Source organism: Rhodobacter capsulatus SB 1003, assembly GCF_000021865.1.
GTDB lineage: Bacteria > Pseudomonadota > Alphaproteobacteria > Rhodobacterales > Rhodobacteraceae > Rhodobacter > Rhodobacter capsulatus_B.
The window spans coordinates 1,209,347-1,226,494 of record NC_014034.1; the positions used below are offsets into that span (position 1 = coordinate 1,209,347).

A 17,148-nucleotide genomic window follows, 5' to 3' on the forward strand; every position below is an offset into this window, starting at 1 on the left:
TTGGCGCTAACATTGCAGGTTCGCGCGCGCGGGGGAAGGGCGGAAACCGGACTTTAACGGATTGCTGGTGTGATCCGCGTCACATCCTGAGGAGGAGAAACATGATTCCCGATCTGTCCGATCCGCGCTGGAAACGGGTTCTGACCAGCAATTCCGATCTGTCGTCGGCCTCGCTTGCCACGCGCATCCTGATCTCGCGGTTGCGCCGGGAAGTGGCGGAGGCGCCCACGGCCCTGGCCGGAAAAATCGGGGAGTTGCGGGACTTCGTGACGAAGAACCCCTTTGCCCTGTCCGATGCGGCGAAATTCTGAACGGAGACGACCGATGAAGAACGAAATGCTCACGGTCGCGGAAGCGGCCAAACGGATCGAAGCGGGCGACGTGATGGCGATCGCGGGCGACGAATCGCTGCTGGCGCAGCTGCCGCGCGGGGCCTGGATCGGCGGCACCACCGTCTATTTCGTCACCGAGGAGGGCGGCGCGGTGGTGCGCGACAAGCTTTTCTGCACCACCTTCCCCAAGGCCAGCGGCGCCACGCCGCGCCATCTGTGGGTGGACGAGCTGCCCCGCATCGCCGAGGGCTACAGGCCCGGCGGCGTCACCATGATCATGATCCCGGCCTTTTCGGTCGCGCATTCGCAATTCGCGGTGGACGGGCAGACCTGGCCGGGCCTGTTCGATCAGCCGCTGGCGGGCTGGATCACCGGCGTGCATCTGGATGACATCGGCAAGAAGGCGCCCAAGGTCTTCGACGGCGCCACCGGCAAGGGGCATGACGAAGGCGCGGTGCTGCTGCATGTCGCCCTGCCCGAAGGCGTCACGATCGATCTCGACATTCTCAACATCTTCGCCCAGGGCGATGACGCGAAGCTGACCTTCACTTTCACCGAGGGCGGCTTTGCGGCGAAGACCGCCAGGGTCAACGGGACCGAGGTCGATCTGGCGAGCTACATCAGCGAAAACGGCATCGACACCCGCCTGCCGCTGGTGGCGAATTATGCGGGCGCGCTGGTCAATGTCTCGATCCAGTCGGTCGATGTCGCGGCGGGCGAGGTGAAATTCTATGCCCCGGTCGTGGCCGGGGTGGAATATCGGCTGGCCAATGCGCTGGGCTCCTATGCCCAGGCCTTCGCGCAGGGCGCGGGCGAGGCCGGGTCGGGGCAGTATTCCTGCAACTGCATCCTGAACTATCTTTACGGCGAGCTGGAAGGCCAGCGCACCGGCCGGTTCACCGGCCCGGTCACCTTCGGCGAAATCGCCTATATCCTGCTCAACCAGACGCTGGTGCGGATGGAGATCACCGACGCCGCCTGAGCGACGCGAAAGACGGCGGGGCGGTCCGGCAGGGCGGCCCCGTTCATTCCCACCAGCGGTCGATGCGGGCGATATCGTCATCCGACCAGCCGAAATGATGCGCCAGCTCGTGCACGAAGACATGCGCGACCAGCGCATCGAGCGCGACATCGCCGCGCCCGACCCATTCATCGAGGATCGGACGCCGGAACAGCCAGATCACATCCGGCCCGCTGGGATCGAAGACCGATTTTTCCGTCAGCGGCACGCCCTCGTATAGCCCGGTCAGCTCGAACGGGTCTTCGATCTGCATTTCGTCGAGCACCGCCTCGGCGGCGAAATCCTCCACCCGCAGCACCACCGCGGCGGCGGGGCCGCGGAACGCCTCGGGCAGCGCGGCCCGGGCGGCTTCGGCCATCGCCTCGATCTCGGCGAGGCTCGGTGCCTCGCGGCCTTTCCACTGCTGCATCTTCACGGTTCCTTGCTTTTCGCGGGCGCGGGCTTTCCCTGCCAGATATGGACAAAAGCGCCAGCCTGTGAAAGAGCAGACCGTCAACAGGAGAGCCCGATGACCGTCGTTACCCGCTTCGCCCCCTCGCCGACCGGCTATATCCATGTCGGCAACCTGCGCACCGCCCTGATGAACTACCTTGTCGCCCGCAAGGCCGGCGGCACCTTCATCCTGCGCATCGACGATACCGATCAGGAACGCTCGAAGCAGGAATATGTGGATGCGCTGAAGGCGGATCTGGAATGGCTCGGCCTGACCTGGGACCGCGAGGAACGCCAGTCGCTCCGCTTTGACCGTTACGAGGCGGCGGCGGAAAGCCTGCGGTCGGTGGGGCGGTTCTACGAATGTTTCGAAAGCCCGACGGAACTGGACCTGAAGCGCAAGAAGCTTTTGAACATGCACAGGCCCCCGGTCTATGACCGCGCGGCGCTGAAGCTGTCGGCCGAGGACAAGGCCCGGCTGCGCGAGGAGGGCCGCGACGGCTACTGGCGCTTCCTTTTGAACCAGACCCGGATCGAATGGCATGACGGCATCATCGGCGACATTTCGATCGACGCCGCCTCGGTCTCGGACCCGGTCTTGATCAAGGCCGACGGGCAGGTGCTGTACACCTTCGCCTCGTCCGTCGATGACATCCAGATGGGCGTGACCCATATCGTGCGCGGCGCCGACCATGTGACGAACACCGCGACGCAGATCCAGATCATGGAAGCGCTGGGCGGCGTGCCGCCGAGCTTCGCGCACCATTCGCTGCTGACCGGCGCCAAGGGCGAGGAGCTGTCGAAACGGCTTGGCGCGCTCTCGATCCGCGATCTGCGGGCGAATGGCATCGCGCCCGAGGCGCTTTTGAGCCTGATGGCGCGGCTTGGTTCCAGCCAGCCGGTCGAGCTGCGGATGAGCCTTGACGAGATCGCCGAGGGCTTCGATCTGAGCCAGTTCGGCGCGGCGCCGACGAAATTCGACCCCGAGGATCTGATTCCGCTGACCCGCGCGCGCAACCAGCATCTGCCGTTCGAAAAGGTCGAGGAGGAGATCCGCAAGCTGGGCATTCCGCCGCATCTGGCGCGGGATTTCTGGGCCGTCGCCTCGAAGAACATCGACAAGCTTTCCGACCTGGCGCATTGGGCCGAGCTGGTGATCGAGGGCGCCGAGGCGGTGATCGACCCGGAAGACGCCGAATTCGTTGCCGCGGCGCTGGCGCTTTTGCCCGATCTGCCCTTTGCCAAGGATACCTGGGCCGTCTGGACTGCGGCGGTGAAGGACGCCACGGGCCGCAAGGGCAAGGGGCTCTTCATGCCTTTGCGCAAGGCGCTGACGGGGCAGGCGCATGGGCCCGAGATGGCCGATCTGATGCCGCTGATGCAGAAGGTGCGCGCCAAGGCGTGACGGCTGGGGGCTGAAGGCTGGGGGCGCTGCCCCCAGACCCCCGGGATATTTGTGGCAAGATGAAAGGGCCGCGGGTTTTCCGGCCCTTTTTTCATGTCCGGGTCCGAAGGTGTCGGTTTTTTCTCGAAAGCGTCGGATTTGTTTTTCCCTCTTGCCAGAGTGTCGCAGGACGGGCTAGATCAGGGGCGTCAGGATCGGGAGACGCTGGCCGCAAGGTCAGGGCCGAAGGAGCAACCGCCCCGGTAAACTCTCAGGCAAAAGGACCGTTCTGACAAAGAACTCTGGAGAGTGACCCCGAAACGGGTCCGCCGAAGGGATAACGATCTCAGGCGCCGACAGGCAGGGACAGGGGGGGCATCGAGCGGGTGAAAACCCAGGGATTCGGTGCCGGGTTTCCGGCTTGGGGGATGCGATGGCCGGGGATACGGGCTTGAAGCGCACGGCGCTTTGCAATCTGCATGTGGAATTGGGGGCGAAGATGGTCCCCTTTGCGGGCTGGGACATGCCCGTGCAATACCCGATGGGGGTGCTGAAAGAGCATCTGCACACCCGCGCCGCGGCCGGGCTGTTCGATGTCAGCCATATGGGGCAGGTGATCCTGCCGATCGAAGCGGTGGCGGCGCTGGAGGCGCTGGTGCCGGTCGATATCGCCGGGCTGGGTCTGAACCGGCAGCGCTATGCGATGTTCACCAATGAGGCGGGCGGGATTCTGGACGATCTGATGGTGGCGAACCGCGGCGATCATCTGTTTCTGGTCGTCAACGCCGCCTGCGCCGAGGCCGATATCGCGCATCTGCGCGCCCATGTGCCCGGTGTGACCGTGGTCGAGGGCCGCGGCCTGCTGGCGCTGCAAGGGCCACTGGCGGAAACCGCGCTGGCGCGGCTGGTGCCGGGCGTCGCCGCGATGCGCTTCATGGACAGCGCGCGCTTCGTTTGGGAGGGCGCCGATCTTTGGGTGTCGCGGTCCGGCTATACCGGCGAGGACGGCTTTGAAATTTCCGTGCCCGATGCGGTGATCGAGGGCTTTGCCCGCGCGCTGCTGGCGATGGCCGAGGTGGCACCGATCGGCCTTGGCGCGCGCGACAGCCTGCGGCTCGAGGCCGGGATGCCGCTTTACGGCCATGACATCGACACCGAAACCACGCCGGTCGAGGCGGGGCTTTCCTGGGCGATCCAGAAGGCGCGGCGCAGCGGTGGCGCGCGCGAAGGCGGCTTTCCGGGCGCGGATCGTATCTTGCGCGAGCTGACCGAGGGGGCCGCGCGCAAACGCATCGGCCTGCGCCCCGAGGGCCGGGCGCCGATGCGCGAAGGCGTTGAAATTTATGCCGAAGCGACGGGCGGCAGCCCCATCGGCCGGGTCACTTCGGGCGGCTTTGGCCCCTCGATCGACGGGCCGATGGCGATGGCCTATCTGCCCGTGGATCTGGCCCCCGGCGCCACCGTTTACGGCGAGGTCCGCGGCAAGCGGCTGCCCGCCCGCGTCACCGACCTGCCTTTCCATCCCACCAGCTACAAGCGATAGGAGCCAGCAATGCCGATCCGTTACACCCCCGAACACGAATGGCTGCGCATCGAGGGCGACCTTGTCGTCGTCGGCATCACCGAACATGCCAGCGAACAGCTGGGCGATGTCGTCTTTGTCGAGCTGCCCGAGGTGGGCCGCAAGGTCGAAAAGGGCGACGAGGTCTCGGTGATCGAATCGGTCAAGGCCGCTTCCGACATTCTGGCGCCGCTTGCGGGCGAGATCGTCGAAGTGAACGAGGCGCTGCCGGATACCCCGGCGCTGGTGAATGAAAAGCCGATGGAGGCCTGGTTCTTCAAGATGAAGGTCGCCGATCTGGCCGCGGTCGAGGACTACATGTCCGCGGGCGCCTATGAGGATTTCATCGGATAATCGAGCAAGATCATGAGCTTCACCCCCACCGATTACGACCCTTACGATTTCGCCAACCGCCGCCACATCGGGCCAAGCCCGTCCGAGATGGCGGAGATGCTCAAGGTGGTGGGGGTGCCCAGCCTCGACGCGCTGATCGACGAGACGGTGCCGCGGGCGATCCGTCAGGCGGCGCCGCTTTCGTGGCCGCCGATGACGGAACACGAGCTGCACGACAAGCTGCGCGAGGTGCAGAAAAAGAACGCCGTGATGACCTCGCTGATCGGGCAGGGCTATTACGGCACCGCGACGCCGCCCGCGATCCAGCGCAACGTGCTGGAAAACCCGGCCTGGTATACCGCCTACACGCCCTATCAGCCGGAAATCGCGCAAGGCCGGCTGGAGGCGCTGCTGAACTATCAGACCATGGTCGCCGATCTGACTGGCCTGCCGGTGGCGAATGCCTCGCTGCTCGATGAATCGACCGCCGCCGCCGAGGCGATGATGATGGCCGAACGCTCCGCCAAGTCGAAGGCGCGGGCGTTTTTCGTGGACCTGAACCTGCATCCGCAGACGGTGGCGGTGCTCGAAACCCGGGCCGCGCCCTTCGGGATCGAGATCGTCAAGGGCCAGCCCGACGAGCTCGTGCCCGATGCGGTTTTCGGGGCGATTTTTCAGTATCCGGGCACCTATGGCCATGTCCGCGACTTCACCGATTACATCGCGATGCTGCATGAAGCGGGGGCGATTGCGGTGGTGGCAACGGATTTGCTGGCGCTTTGTCTGCTCAAGGAACCGGGGGCGATGGGCGCCGATATCGCCGTGGGCTCGGCGCAGCGCTTTGGCGTGCCGATGGGCTTTGGCGGTCCGCATGCCGCCTTCATGTCCTGCCGCGATTCCTTGAAACGCACGATGCCGGGGCGGATCGTCGGGGTGTCGATCGACGCGCGCGGCAACAAGGCCTATCGGCTGTCGTTGCAGACGCGCGAGCAGCATATCCGCCGCGAGAAAGCCACCTCGAACGTCTGCACCGCGCAGGCGCTTCTGGCGGTGATCGCCAGTTTCTACGCCGTTTTCCACGGGCCGAAGGGGCTGCGCGCGATTGCCGAGCGGGTGCATCTGAACGCGGTCCGCGTGCGCGATGCGCTGGTCGCCGCCGGGGCCGATGTGGCGCCGCAGGCGTTTTTCGACACGATCACCGTGCGGGTGGGCGTGGGGCAGCAGGGCATCATGGCCGCCGCGCGTCAGCACGGGATCAACCTGCGCAAGGTGGGCGAGGGGCGCGTCGGCATCTCGATTGACGAGCTGACCGATGAAGACGTGCTGGTGCGGCTTTTGGACAGTTTCGGCATCAAGACCGTGCCGCCGATGGGGCAAACCCTTGGCTTCCCGGCGGAAATGCTGCGTGAAACCGATTATCTGACGCATCCGGTCTTTCACATGAACCGCGCCGAGTCGGAGATGATGCGCTACATGCGCCGTCTGTCCGACCGCGATCTGGCGCTGGATCGGGCGATGATCCCGCTTGGCTCCTGCACGATGAAGCTCAATGCGGCGGCGGAAATGGCGCCGCTCACCTGGCACCGCTACAACTCGCTGCACCCCTTCGTTCCGGCCGATCAGGCGGGCGGCTATGCCGAGATGATCGAGGATCTGACGGCGAAGCTGTGCGAAATCACCGGCTATGACGCGTTTTCGATGCAGCCCAATTCCGGCGCGCAGGGCGAATATGCCGGGCTGATGACGATTGCCGCCTATCACCGTGCCCGCGGTGACGCGCAACGCGATATCTGTCTGATCCCGGTTTCGGCGCATGGCACCAACCCGGCCTCGGCGGCGATGGCGGGGATGAAGGTGGTCGTGGTCAAATCCGCGCCGAATGGCGATGTGGATCTGGAAGATTTCGCCGACAAGGCGGCGCAGGCGGGCGACCGGCTGGCGGCCTGCATGATCACTTATCCCTCGACCCATGGCGTGTTCGAGGAAACGGTGAAGGAAATCTGCGCCATCACCCATCGCCATGGCGGGCAGGTCTATATGGACGGCGCGAACATGAACGCGCTCGTGGGGCTGGTGAAGCCGGGCGAATGCGGCTCGGACGTGAGCCACCTCAACCTGCACAAGACCTTTGCCATTCCGCATGGCGGCGGCGGTCCCGGCATGGGGCCGATTGGCGTCAAGGCGCATCTGGCGCCCTATCTGCCCGGCCATGTGGAGACCGACGGCAAACCCGGGGCGGTGTCTGCCGCGCCCTATGGATCGGCGTCGATCCTTTTGATTTCCTGGGCCTATTGTCTGATGATGGGGGGCGAGGGGCTGGCGCAGGCGACCCGCGTGGCGATCTTGAACGCGAACTACATCGCGGCGCGGCTGAAGTCCGAATACCCGATCCTTTTCATGGGCAACCGTGGCCGGGTGGCACATGAATGCATCCTCGACACCCGGCCCTTTGCCGAAGTGGGCGTGACTGTGGATGACATCGCCAAGCGGTTGATCGACAACGGTTTCCATGCGCCGACGATGAGCTGGCCGGTGGCAGGGACGCTGATGGTGGAACCCACGGAAAGCGAGACCAAGGCCGAGATCGACCGTTTCATCACCGCGATGCTGGCCATTCGGGAAGAGGTCCGCGACGTGGCCGAGGGGCGGATCGCGGCCGAGGACAGCCCGCTGCATCACGCGCCCCACACGGTCGAGGATCTGGTGGCGGGTTGGGACCGGAAATACTCGCGCGAGCAGGGCTGTTTTCCGCCCGGCGCTTTCCGCGTCGACAAATATTGGCCGCCGGTGGGGCGGGTCGACAACGTCTATGGCGACCGCAATCTGGTCTGCACCTGCCCGCCGGTGGCGGACTGGGCGGCGGAGTAACGGCGTTTGGCCGAGGCCATCGCCTCGGCCTTGCGCAGGGTTTCCGAGTATCCGGCCGCGGCCCAAAGGCCGTCGGCCAGCGCCCGCCCCGCCCTCGGCGGGCGCTTCTCGCCCGCCGGGACGGGCGCCGGCCTCTGTTCGGGCTTGGGGCAAACGGTCTTGGGGCGGCGTTGCACTGACGGGCGGGGAAAGGCAGTGCCTTTCCTGATCCGCCCGAACCGGCCGTTTCAGAACCGCTCCACGATCACCGAACCGACCGAATAGCCCGCGCCGAAGGAGCAGATCAGCCCCCTATCGCCCGGTTTCAGGTCGTCGGAAAACCGGTCAAAGGCGATGATCGACCCGGCAGAGGAGGTATTGGCGAATTCCTGCAGGATGTTGGGCTGTTCCCCGGGCACCGGATCGCGCCCCAGCACCTTGCGGCCGATGAAATCATTCATCGTCTTGTTCGCCTGATGCAGCCAGAGCCGCTTCAGACTGCTTGCCGCCACGCCCTCGGCCTCCAGATGATGCAGGATATGCGCCGAGACCAGCGGCAGCACTTCCTTGAAGACCTTGCGGCCCTCCTGCATGAATTGCATGTCGCGCCGATCCGCCAGCCCGTCGGGCCGGGTGCGGCGCAAAAAGCCGTTGTTGTTGCGGATGTTGTTCGAAAACTCGGTCGCGCATTTCACCGAGCGGATGGCGAAGCCCTGCGCGGCATCCACCTGCCGCTCGATCAGCGTGGCCGTCGCCACATCGCCGAAGATGAAATGGCAATCGCGGTCGCGCCATTCCAGATGCCCCGAGGTGATTTCCGGGTTCACCACCAGCGCCCGCCGCACCGAGCCCGCGCGGATCATGTCGGCGGCCGCCTGAATCCCGAAAGTGGCCGAGGAACAGGCGACGTTCATGTCGAAGGCAAAGCCACCCGCGCCCAGAAGCTTTTGAATTTCAATCGCAATGGCCGGATAGGCGCGTTCCATGTTCGAGGCGGCACAGATCACCAGATCGACCTCTGCCCCGGTGCGCCCGGCCTTGGCCAGCGCCTTTTGACAGGCATCGACGGCCATTTCCGCCATGATCCCGGGCTCGTCATCGGAGCGCTGGCGCAGCGCCGGATACATCCGGTCGGGATCCAGAACGCCTTTGCGGTCCATCACATAGCGGCTCTCGATCCCCGAGGCTTTCAGGATGAATTCCGACGAGGAATGCTCCATCGGGCTGATCTCGCCTTCGGCGATCTGATCCGAATGCGCGGCGTTGAAACGGTCGGCATAGGCGTTGAACGCGGCTACAAGGTCGTCGTTCGAAATCGCATCGGGCGGCACGAAGACGCCGGTTGCGGTGATGGCTGGCTGATACATGAAGGCTCCCCCAGGGTCGGGGCCAAATTCCGCCGGGCCGCGGCTGTCGTCAAGCCTTCATAAAGCGTTTGGCAGCGGCGTGCCGTCACGGAAGGCGCGCAGATTTTCCACCGCCATCAGCCCCATCGCATCGCGGACCTCCTCGGTCGCGGTGCCCAGATGCGGAAGCAGCGTGACGTTTTCAAGCGCGATCAGGGCCGGGGGGACGTGGGGCTCGTGTTCATAGACATCCAGCCCGGCGCCGCCGATCCGGCCCGCCTGCAGCGCCGCGATCAGCGCGGCCTCGTCCACCACATCGCCGCGCGCGACATTGATCAGATGGGCGTGGGGCGCCATCAGCGCCAGTTCCGCCGCGCCGATAAGGTGATGCGTCTCGGGTGTTGCGGGCACGGCCAGAACGACGAAATCCGATTGTGCCAGCAGATCGGGCAGGGGCAGGGGGGTGGCCGGGACATCAAGGGTTTTCGGGCTGCGCGACGCATAGGCGACCTGCATGCCGAAGCCGAAATGGGCGCGTTTCGCCACCGCCTGACCGATCCGCCCCATGCCGATCACGCCCAGCCGCTTGCCCGTCACATGCGCGCCCAGCATCTGCGTCGGCGCCCAGCCGGTCCAGCCGCCCGCGCGCAGCATCCGCTCGCCTTCCGACGCGCGGCGTGCCGACATCAGCAACAGCGTCATCGCGATATCGGCCGTGGCATCAGTGACGGCGCCGGGGGTGTTCGTCACCGCCAGCCCCGCCGCCTTCGCCGCCGCCAGGTCGATATGGTTCACGCCGACACCGAAATTCGCCAGCAATTTCGCGCGGATGGGTCCTGTGAAGGCCTCGGCCCGCAAGGCATCGCCCAGGGTCGGCAGGAGCGCATCATAGGTGGCCAAAGCGTCCCGCGCCTCGGCCAATGTCATCGGCGCGTCACGCTCGCGAAACTCGGCGGCAAATTCGGCGCGCAGGATCGTCTCGATGCGCGGCGTCAGCGCCCGCGTGACCAGAACCCGCATCAGAACATCTTCCCGCCCAAGGGCACGTCCTGCCCCGGGCCGATCAGCACCACGGCGCCATCGGCATCAGGCAGGCCCAGCACCAAGGCTTCGGAGCGGAACGGCCCGATCTGGCGCGGCGGGAAGTTGACGACGCCCAGAACCTGCCGCCCCATCAGCGTTTCCGGCGTGTAATGCACCGTCACCTGCGCCGAGGATTTCTTCACGCCGACCTCGGGGCCGAAATCGACCCAAAGCTTGTAGGCGGGCTTGCGCGCCTCGGGGAAGGGTTGCACGTCGACGATGCGGCCGACGCGAATATCGACCTTGGCGAAGTCGTCGTAGCTGATCTCGCTCATTGGCCCAGTTCCCGCCCGCGGTCCGCCGCGGCCTTGACCGCGCGCTGCAACAGCCCCGGAAAGCCGGTTTCGGGGTCCATCAGATGGGTGAGCGCCGCCGCCGTCGTGCCGCCCGGAGAGGTGACGTTGACGCGCAGCTGCGCCGGGCTTTCCGTGGCATCTTCCGCCAGCTGCCCGGCGCCGCCCACCGTCGCCTTGGCCAGTTTCATCGCCAGATCGGCAGGCAGCCCCTCGGCCTCGCCCGCCGCGGCCAGCGCCTCGATCAGGTGAAAGACATAGGCCGGGCCCGAACCCGAAACCGCCGTGACCGCATCCATCTGATGCTCGCCCTCCAGCCGCACCACCTGACCGACGGCAGACAAGAGCCCCTCGGCCAGATCCAGATGCGCCGGGGTCGCCGTCGCATTGCCGCAGATCGCGGTGATGCCGCGGCCGATCGCGGCGGGCGTGTTCGGCATCGCCCGCACCACCGGCGTCGAAGCCCCCAGAATCGCTGCATATTTCGCAAGCGTCGTGCCCGCGGCCACGGTGACGAAAAGCGTCTCGCCGCCCCCCATCGCCTGCAGGCCCGGCAGCGCCTCGGCCATCATCTGCGGCTTCACCGCCACCAGAACCACGGCAGGCGCCGCAGGCAGGGCGCTGTTCAGCGCCACACCGCTGCCCTTCAGCCAGTCGCTTGGAAACGGCTCGACCACATGCACGGATGTCGGCGAAAGCCCCTGCCGCAGCCAGCCCGCAAGCAGCGCAGAGCCCATCTTGCCGCAGCCCAAAAGCACCAGCCCGCGGGCCTCGATATCGGAAAAATCCATCGCAATCCCCCTTTTGGGGGCAGATTAGGCGCGGCCGTAAGCCTCGGCAATGGCGACTTTCATCGCCGCCTCGGGCGTGTCATTGCCCCAGGTGGTCAGCTGCATCGCCGGGTAGAAGCGTTCCGACACCGTCAGCGCCGAGCGGATCATCCGGTCGATCTGCTCATGCGCGGCGATCTGCCCGCCCGCCAGCACCAGCCCATAGCGCCAGACCATCAGCTTTTGCGCCGCCCAATAGGTGAAGGCCCCGGTCCAGCATTGATCGTTGATCGCATTGAGAAGCTCGAAAAGCGCGCCTTCGCGGTCCTTCGGCGGGTCGATCTCGAAGGTGGAGATCAGCCGCAGCGTCTCTTCGCTGTCCGACCAGGCCAGCGTGATCGCATAGGACCGCCACTGCCCCTCGACCGTCATCGCGATCTGGTCGTGGGCGACGCGGTCAAAGTCCCACTCATAGGCAAGCGCGACGCTTTCGACCACATCGATCGGATGCAGATCGGAGCCGTCCAGGAAATCTTCGCTCAGTGCCATGCGCGTCCCGTTTGCCTGTGTGCCCATCAAAGAGCCCCGCTAGGATTCGCCGGGGCCACTATGAGCGGCAGTTTTCCCTGCCGTCCCTACAAGATATCGTGGGGCCTGCAGACCCCTGTGTAAAGCAGATTATCGTGGATAAGTCGTGAAGCCTGCGGAATCCCGGGGATAATTCCGATGCTTGCGGGGGGCGGGCGGGGCAATTCGCGCTTTATCGGCGCGCGGCCTTGGCTTATGGCGGATGCAAACGGAGGGCCCCATGTCGTTCAACAGCTTCGGTCACATCTTCCGCGTCACCACCTGGGGCGAAAGCCACGGGCCTGCGCTGGGCGCCACGGTCGACGGCTGCCCGCCCGGCATCGCGATTTCCGAAGAATTCATCCAGGTGTTTCTGGACCGCCGCCGCCCGGGCCAATCGGCGATGACGACGCAGCGGCAGGAACCGGACCGGGTGCGGATCCTGTCCGGCACCTATGAGGGGCGCACGACCGGCACGCCCATTCAGTTGATGATCGAGAACACCGACCAGCGCTCGAAAGATTACGGCGAGATCGCGCGGCAGTTCCGCCCGGGTCATGCCGACATCACCTATCACCAGAAATACGGGCTGCGCGATCCGCGCGGCGGGGGCCGCTCGAGTGCGCGGGAAACCGCGGCGCGGGTGGCGGCGGGTGGCGTCGCGCAGGCGGTGCTGCAGGCGCTGGTGCCGGGCCTGACGATCACCGGCTACATGGTGCAGATGGGCGAGAAACATCTGAACCGCGCCAATTTCGACGCCGCGGAAATCCTGCGCAACCCGTTCTTCCTGCCCGATGCTTCGGCCGTGGCGGAGTGGACCGACTATCTCGCCGCGATCCGCAAGGATCAGAATTCGGTCGGTGCCGCGATCGAGGTGGTGGCGACGGGCTGCCCCCCTGGTCTGGGGGCGCCGATCTATGCCAAGATGGACAGCGATCTGGCGGCGGCGATGATGACGATCAATGCGGTCAAGGGCGTCGAGATCGGCGAGGGCATGGCGGCGGCGGCGCTTTTGGGCACCGAGAATGCCGACGAGATCGTGATGGGGCCGAACGGGCCGGACTATCTGAGCAATCACGCGGGCGGCATTCTGGGCGGCATCACCACCGGGCAACCGATCGTGGTGCGGATGTCGGTCAAGCCGACCTCCTCGATCCTGACGCCGCGCCGCTCGATCAACACGGCGGGCGAGGCGGTCGAGGTGGTGACGAAGGGCCGTCACGATCCCTGCGTCGGCATCCGCGCCGTGCCGGTGGCCGAGGCGATGATGGCCTGCGTGATCCTTGATCACCTGCTTTTGGACCGCGCGCAGACCGGCGGGGTCCGCGGCCAGATCGGTTAACCGATCCAGCCCTCGACCCCGGATCGGCTCAGCCGATCCAACCCTCGACGATGCAGATATCGGCCTCGGAAACCGGCGTGCGCAGTCCCAGCGCATGCTGGTATTCCGGGCTCAGGTAACAGGCGCGCGCGGCGGCGAGGCTGGGAAATTCGATGACGATGGTGCGCGGGCGCAGATCGCCCTCGACCACCTCCATCGCGCCCCCGCGGACAAGGAAACGCGCCCCGTATTTCGCAAAGGCGGCGGCATTGGCGGCGCGGTAGGCCTGATAGGCCTGCGGATCCTCCACGGTGACATGGCCGACCCAGTAGCCCTTGGGTGTCTCGCTCATCTTCCCCTCCCGCTTTCGGTCAGCCTGCGGGGCAGGGGGGGATTTTGCAAGCGTCTTGGCCCGCGACCTTTCAGCCCCGCGCGGCTTTCTCGGCAATGCCAGATGTGCCCGCGCGGCGGTCCAGCTCGGCCAGAACCTCGTCCAGGCTCACGTCGCGCGCGGCCAGCATCACGGTCAGATGGTAAAGCACGTCGGCGGCTTCATAAACAAGGTTCGCACGGTCGTTCTTCACCGCGGCGATGATCGCCTCGACCGCTTCCTCGCCGAATTTCTCGGCGCATTTTTCCGGGCCCTTGGCGAAAAGCTTCGCGGTCCAGGAACTTTCGGGATCGGCGCCCTTGCGGGCTTCGACGGTGGCGGCCAGGCGGGACAGGGCGGTCATGCAAGCCTCATCGGAATGCCGGCGGCGGCCATGTGGGCTTTCGCTTCGCCGATCGTGTAGGTGCCGAAATGGAAGATCGAGGCGGCAAGGACCGCCGAGGCATGGCCCTCGGTCACGCCCTCGACGAGGTGATCGAGCGTGCCGACGCCACCGCTGGCGATCACCGGGATCTTCACCGCATCGGCAATGGCGCGGGTGAGGGGAAGGTTGAACCCGGCCTTGGTGCCGTCGCGGTCCATCGAGGTGAGCAGGATTTCCCCCGCCCCCTTCGCCTCGACATGCCGGGCAAATTCGACCGCGTCGATGCCGGTCGATTTGCGCCCGCCATGGGTGAAGATCTCCCACCGCCCCGGTTCGACCGTCTTCGCATCGATGGCGACGACGATGCATTGCGACCCGAAGCGATCGGCGGCTTCGGCCACCACATCGGGATTGGCGACGGCGGCCGAATTGAAGCTGACCTTGTCGGCCCCCGCCAGAAGCAGCGCACGGACATCCTCCTGCGTGCGCACGCCGCCCCCCACGGTCAGCGGCATGAAGCATTGCTCGGCGGTGCGGGTCACCAGATCGAACATCGTGCCGCGGTTTTCATGCGTGGCATGGATGTCAAGGAAACACAGCTCGTCCGCGCCCGCCGCGTCATAGGCCTTGGCGGCCTCGACCGGGTCGCCCGCGTCGATCAGATTGACGAAGTTCACGCCTTTGACCACGCGGCCATCGGCCACGTCGAGGCAGGGAATGATGCGCGTCTTGAGCATGGGGCACTCCTTTGGCGCCTTTCTAGCGGGCGTCTTGCGGCTTGGAAAGCGTCGAGCGGGGCTCTGCCCCGCACCCCGGGATATTTGTGGCAAGATGAAACCGAAGCCTCTTCATCTTGCCACAAATATCCCGGGGGGAGTCCCGCAGGGACGGGGGGCAGCGCCCCCCTAGGCCTTCAGCGCCGCAAGCGCCGCTTGCAGATCAAGCGCGCCGTCATAGATTGCCCGGCCCGAGATTGCGCCTGCGATCACGCCGGTGTCGCGCAGCGCGATCAGATCGGGCAGCGAGGAGACGCCGCCGCTGGCGATCACCGGGATCGTGACGGCGCGGCCAAGGGCCTCGGTCGCCTCGATGTTCGGGCCGGTCATCGCGCCGTCGCGCAGGATGTCGGTGTAGATGATCGCCGCCACGCCCGCATCTTCGAAGCTTTGCGCCAGATCCGTCACCAGCACGTCGGTTTCCGTGGCCCAGCCCTTGGTCGCCACCTTGCCGTTCCTCGCATCGATGCCGACCGCCACTTGCCCCGGGAAGGCCTTCGCCGCTTCGCGTACGAGATCGGGGTTTTCCACCGCCACCGTGCCGAGGATGACGCGGGCCAGGCCCTTCGAGAGCCAGCGCTCGATCGTCGCCATGTCGCGGATGCCGCCACCAAGCTGCGCCGGAACGGTGATGCGGGCCAGGATCGCCTCGACCGCGGCGCCGTTCACCGGCTCGCCCGCAAAGGCGCCGTTGAGATCGACCAGATGCACCCAGGCGCAGCCCGCCGCCTCGAACTTCGCCGCCTGCGCCGCCGGATCGGTGCCGAAGACCGTGGCCTTGTCCATTTCGCCGTGCAAAAGCCGCACGCAGTTGCCGTCCTTGAGGTCGATTGCGGGATAGAGGATCATGGGCTGGCTCCTTGTCGCTTGCCGCCTCTTGCCATGGGGGAGGGCGCTTGCCAAGCCCGGGTCAACGTCACGTCAGGCTTGCCGGGAATCGGGCGCTGTGTCGCAATGACGCGCAGGGAAACCGGGAGGAGAGACCGATGAAGACGACCCTGATGGCGGCGGGCCTGTGCCTTGTGGCGGGGATGGCCGCGGCCGACCCGATCGAGGGGCTGTGGCAGACCCAGCCCGACGACGGCGCCTATGCGCATGTGAAGATCGCCCCCTGCGGTCCGGCCTTTTGCGGCACGATCGTGAAATCCTTCAAGGAGACGGGGCCTTACGACTCGCCCAATGTCGGCCGGCAGATCGTCATCGACATGGTGCCGAAGGGGCCGGGCGCCTATGAGGGCAAGGTCTGGCGGCCCTCGAATGACAAGATCTACATCGGCAAGATCGCGCTTTCGGGCAAGTCGATGAAGCTGTCGGGCTGCGTCGCGGGCGGGCTGATCTGCAAGGCGCAGGCCTGGACCAAGGTGGACTGACCCCGCAAGATGAAGCGGCGCCCCGTGGGGCGCCGTTCGCTTTCGTGAGTGGCAGTCGTCGTTCGTTCAATGCGCCATCAGCACCGGCACTTCGGCCATCTCGAGCATGTTGCGGGTGGCGCCGCCCAGGATCGCCTCGCGGAAGCGCGAGTGACCATAGGCGCCCATCACCACCATCTCGGCCGAGGTGTCGCGCACATGGCGGTTGATCACATCCGAGATCCGCGGCAGCGTCTTGGCCAGAACCGACACTTCGACCTTCACGCCATGCCGCGCCAACCATTGGCTCAGCTGTCCGCCCGGGTCGGACCGTTCCGGTCCATGCGCGGGCGGGTCGATCACCGTGATGTCCACCAGCGTCGCCGCCTTGAGCAGCGGCAGCGCCTTGCGGATCGCGTTCATCGCCTCGTTCGACTGGTTCCACGCCACCACGACGCGGCGCGGCGCAAGCGACGCCACCGGCGCATCGGGCATGATCATCACCGGCGACTGCCCCTCGAAGAGCGCGGCCTCGACCGCGGCTTCCAGTTCCTGACCGCGGCCCTTGCCATAGGGATGCCCCATCACGACCAGGTCGGCAAAGCGGGCGCGCAGCCCGACGACGGTCGCGATCGCGCCGATCTGCGCCACCACGGCCTCGCTGCTCCAGCGGATTTCCTCGCCCGCCAGACGCTCGCGCATCGCCCGTTCCAGATCGCGCGCCTCGTCCTGTGCGCGGTCCAGAACTTCCTGCTGCACGAAGGCCGTTGCCCCGGCGTAGTAATAGCCCGTCTGCGTCCGGTCGACACCCATGCAGAGCACTTCAAGATGGGCGTCCTCGGCACGAGCCACGGCCACGGCCGACTCAAGCTGCATCCGGGCCTGTGAGACATCCGTCACAATCGTCAAAACTGTTTTGTAGGCCATGAGACCCCTCCATGTGCCGATTCTGTCCTTAAATTAACGGGTTCCGTCCGG

At 66.0% G+C, this 17,148-nt stretch carries 19 protein-coding genes and 1 riboswitch; of the genes, 8 read left to right on the forward strand and 11 right to left on the reverse strand.

Annotated features, from left to right (window positions below; translation table 11 throughout):
* The first annotated feature begins 101 nt into the window (after positions 1-101).
* Together RCAP_RS05685 and RCAP_RS05690 are read left to right on the forward strand one after the other, a co-directional pair.
* On the forward strand, positions 102-311 hold the full coding sequence (locus RCAP_RS05685; RefSeq protein WP_013066875.1) for a hypothetical protein: 210 nt from the start codon (positions 102-104) through the stop codon (positions 309-311).
* Between the two features lie 13 nt (positions 312-324).
* Complete coding sequence (locus RCAP_RS05690; RefSeq protein WP_013066876.1) at positions 325-1,314, forward strand: DUF6976 family protein; 990 nt, start codon at positions 325-327, stop codon at positions 1,312-1,314.
* Between the two features lie 43 nt (positions 1,315-1,357).
* Here RCAP_RS05690 and RCAP_RS05695 read toward each other — a convergent pair whose 3' ends face one another.
* Positions 1,358-1,762: a metallopeptidase family protein gene (locus RCAP_RS05695; RefSeq protein ID WP_013066877.1), complete on the reverse strand. Its 405-nt coding sequence runs from the start codon at positions 1,760-1,762 to the stop codon at positions 1,358-1,360.
* A gap of 99 nt (positions 1,763-1,861) precedes the next feature.
* Between RCAP_RS05695 and gltX the strand changes: the two genes are divergently transcribed.
* From gltX to gcvP, 4 genes are all read left to right on the forward strand, one after another.
* Positions 1,862-3,190 carry a glutamate--tRNA ligase gene (gltX, locus tag RCAP_RS05700; RefSeq protein ID WP_013066878.1) on the forward strand — a complete coding sequence of 443 codons (1,329 nt, stop codon included), beginning with the start codon at positions 1,862-1,864 and terminating at the stop codon, positions 3,188-3,190.
* 185 nt (positions 3,191-3,375) lie between these two features.
* Positions 3,376-3,466, forward strand: a riboswitch (glycine riboswitch).
* A gap of 136 nt (positions 3,467-3,602) precedes the next feature.
* The gene (gcvT, locus tag RCAP_RS05705; protein ID WP_013066879.1) at positions 3,603-4,712 is read left to right on the forward strand and encodes a glycine cleavage system aminomethyltransferase GcvT; all 1,110 of its coding nucleotides are present in this window, start codon (positions 3,603-3,605) and stop codon (positions 4,710-4,712) included.
* 15 nt (positions 4,713-4,727) lie between these two features.
* On the forward strand, positions 4,728-5,084 hold the full coding sequence (gcvH, locus tag RCAP_RS05710) for a glycine cleavage system protein GcvH (protein WP_031321040.1): 357 nt from the start codon (positions 4,728-4,730) through the stop codon (positions 5,082-5,084).
* A gap of 12 nt (positions 5,085-5,096) precedes the next feature.
* A complete protein-coding gene (gcvP, locus tag RCAP_RS05715; protein WP_013066881.1) occupies positions 5,097-7,931 on the forward strand; it encodes an aminomethyl-transferring glycine dehydrogenase in 2,835 nt (944 codons plus the stop codon).
* A gap of 227 nt (positions 7,932-8,158) precedes the next feature.
* On the opposite strand, the gene RCAP_RS05720 is transcribed toward gcvP, so the two are convergent.
* From RCAP_RS05720 to RCAP_RS05740, 5 genes are read right to left on the reverse strand one after another with little or no spacing between them, the layout of a single operon-like run.
* Positions 8,159-9,277: a beta-ketoacyl-ACP synthase III gene (locus RCAP_RS05720; protein WP_013066882.1), complete on the reverse strand. Its 1,119-nt coding sequence runs from the start codon at positions 9,275-9,277 to the stop codon at positions 8,159-8,161.
* A gap of 57 nt (positions 9,278-9,334) precedes the next feature.
* A complete protein-coding gene (locus RCAP_RS05725) occupies positions 9,335-10,276 on the reverse strand; it encodes a 2-hydroxyacid dehydrogenase (protein ID WP_013066883.1) in 942 nt (313 codons plus the stop codon).
* Entirely contained in the window at positions 10,276-10,614 is a 339-nt protein-coding gene (locus RCAP_RS05730) for a tRNA-binding protein (protein WP_013066884.1), read from the reverse strand. The genes RCAP_RS05725 and RCAP_RS05730 overlap by 1 nt, the downstream gene beginning before the upstream one ends.
* A complete protein-coding gene (gene proC / locus RCAP_RS05735; RefSeq protein WP_013066885.1) occupies positions 10,611-11,423 on the reverse strand; it encodes a pyrroline-5-carboxylate reductase in 813 nt (270 codons plus the stop codon). The genes RCAP_RS05730 and proC overlap by 4 nt, the downstream gene beginning before the upstream one ends.
* 24 nt (positions 11,424-11,447) lie before the next feature.
* A complete protein-coding gene (locus RCAP_RS05740; protein WP_013066886.1) occupies positions 11,448-11,951 on the reverse strand; it encodes a type III secretion system chaperone family protein in 504 nt (167 codons plus the stop codon).
* A gap of 259 nt (positions 11,952-12,210) precedes the next feature.
* On the opposite strand from RCAP_RS05740, the gene aroC reads away from it, so the two are divergent.
* The gene (gene aroC / locus RCAP_RS05745; protein WP_013066887.1) at positions 12,211-13,311 is read left to right on the forward strand and encodes a chorismate synthase; all 1,101 of its coding nucleotides are present in this window, start codon (positions 12,211-12,213) and stop codon (positions 13,309-13,311) included.
* 28 nt (positions 13,312-13,339) lie between these two features.
* Here the strand turns inward: aroC and RCAP_RS05750 are convergent, their stop codons facing one another.
* The 4 genes from RCAP_RS05750 to hisA form a co-directional block, all read right to left on the reverse strand.
* Positions 13,340-13,642: a DUF1330 domain-containing protein gene (locus tag RCAP_RS05750; protein ID WP_013066888.1), complete on the reverse strand. Its 303-nt coding sequence runs from the start codon at positions 13,640-13,642 to the stop codon at positions 13,340-13,342.
* 70 nt (positions 13,643-13,712) lie between these two features.
* On the reverse strand, positions 13,713-14,024 hold the full coding sequence (locus tag RCAP_RS05755) for a phosphoribosyl-ATP diphosphatase (RefSeq protein WP_013066889.1): 312 nt from the start codon (positions 14,022-14,024) through the stop codon (positions 13,713-13,715).
* On the reverse strand, positions 14,021-14,782 hold the full coding sequence (gene hisF / locus RCAP_RS05760) for an imidazole glycerol phosphate synthase subunit HisF (protein ID WP_013066890.1): 762 nt from the start codon (positions 14,780-14,782) through the stop codon (positions 14,021-14,023). The genes RCAP_RS05755 and hisF overlap by 4 nt, the downstream gene beginning before the upstream one ends.
* Positions 14,783-14,950: 168 nt before the next feature.
* Positions 14,951-15,670, reverse strand: a complete 720-nt coding sequence (gene hisA / locus RCAP_RS05765; protein WP_013066891.1) for a 1-(5-phosphoribosyl)-5-[(5-phosphoribosylamino)methylideneamino]imidazole-4-carboxamide isomerase — start codon at positions 15,668-15,670, stop codon at positions 14,951-14,953.
* A 137-nt stretch (positions 15,671-15,807) separates the two neighbouring features.
* Here hisA and RCAP_RS05770 point away from each other — a divergent pair, with 137 nt between their 5' ends.
* Positions 15,808-16,191, forward strand: a complete 384-nt coding sequence (locus RCAP_RS05770; RefSeq protein WP_013066892.1) for a DUF2147 domain-containing protein — start codon at positions 15,808-15,810, stop codon at positions 16,189-16,191.
* 66 nt (positions 16,192-16,257) lie between these two features.
* On the opposite strand, the gene RCAP_RS05775 is transcribed toward RCAP_RS05770, so the two are convergent.
* Positions 16,258-17,097 carry a universal stress protein gene (locus tag RCAP_RS05775; protein ID WP_013066893.1) on the reverse strand — a complete coding sequence of 280 codons (840 nt, stop codon included), beginning with the start codon at positions 17,095-17,097 and terminating at the stop codon, positions 16,258-16,260.
* Positions 17,098-17,148 lie beyond the last annotated feature (51 nt).

What these genes read in the sequence shown, in the direction of transcription:
- RCAP_RS05685 (WP_013066875.1), top strand. Translation starts at nt 102, where the DNA reads ATGATTCCCGATCTGTCCGATCCGCGCTGGAAACGGGTTCTGACCAGC.
- RCAP_RS05690 (WP_013066876.1), top strand. Translation starts at nt 325, where the DNA reads ATGAAGAACGAAATGCTCACGGTCGCGGAAGCGGCCAAACGGATCGAA.
- RCAP_RS05695 (WP_013066877.1), bottom strand. Translation starts at nt 1,762, where the DNA reads ATGCAGCAGTGGAAAGGCCGCGAGGCACCGAGCCTCGCCGAGATCGAG.
- gltX (WP_013066878.1), top strand. Translation starts at nt 1,862, where the DNA reads ATGACCGTCGTTACCCGCTTCGCCCCCTCGCCGACCGGCTATATCCAT.
- gcvT (WP_013066879.1), top strand. Translation starts at nt 3,603, where the DNA reads ATGGCCGGGGATACGGGCTTGAAGCGCACGGCGCTTTGCAATCTGCAT.
- gcvP (WP_013066881.1), top strand. Translation starts at nt 5,097, where the DNA reads ATGAGCTTCACCCCCACCGATTACGACCCTTACGATTTCGCCAACCGC.
- RCAP_RS05720 (WP_013066882.1), bottom strand. Translation starts at nt 9,277, where the DNA reads ATGTATCAGCCAGCCATCACCGCAACCGGCGTCTTCGTGCCGCCCGAT.
- RCAP_RS05725 (WP_013066883.1), bottom strand. Translation starts at nt 10,276, where the DNA reads ATGCGGGTTCTGGTCACGCGGGCGCTGACGCCGCGCATCGAGACGATC.
- RCAP_RS05730 (WP_013066884.1), bottom strand. Translation starts at nt 10,614, where the DNA reads ATGAGCGAGATCAGCTACGACGACTTCGCCAAGGTCGATATTCGCGTC.
- proC (WP_013066885.1), bottom strand. Translation starts at nt 11,423, where the DNA reads ATGGATTTTTCCGATATCGAGGCCCGCGGGCTGGTGCTTTTGGGCTGC.
- RCAP_RS05740 (WP_013066886.1), bottom strand. Translation starts at nt 11,951, where the DNA reads ATGGCACTGAGCGAAGATTTCCTGGACGGCTCCGATCTGCATCCGATC.
- aroC (WP_013066887.1), top strand. Translation starts at nt 12,211, where the DNA reads ATGTCGTTCAACAGCTTCGGTCACATCTTCCGCGTCACCACCTGGGGC.
- RCAP_RS05750 (WP_013066888.1), bottom strand. Translation starts at nt 13,642, where the DNA reads ATGAGCGAGACACCCAAGGGCTACTGGGTCGGCCATGTCACCGTGGAG.
- RCAP_RS05755 (WP_013066889.1), bottom strand. Translation starts at nt 14,024, where the DNA reads ATGACCGCCCTGTCCCGCCTGGCCGCCACCGTCGAAGCCCGCAAGGGC.
- hisF (WP_013066890.1), bottom strand. Translation starts at nt 14,782, where the DNA reads ATGCTCAAGACGCGCATCATTCCCTGCCTCGACGTGGCCGATGGCCGC.
- hisA (WP_013066891.1), bottom strand. Translation starts at nt 15,670, where the DNA reads ATGATCCTCTATCCCGCAATCGACCTCAAGGACGGCAACTGCGTGCGG.
- RCAP_RS05770 (WP_013066892.1), top strand. Translation starts at nt 15,808, where the DNA reads ATGAAGACGACCCTGATGGCGGCGGGCCTGTGCCTTGTGGCGGGGATG.
- RCAP_RS05775 (WP_013066893.1), bottom strand. Translation starts at nt 17,097, where the DNA reads ATGGCCTACAAAACAGTTTTGACGATTGTGACGGATGTCTCACAGGCC.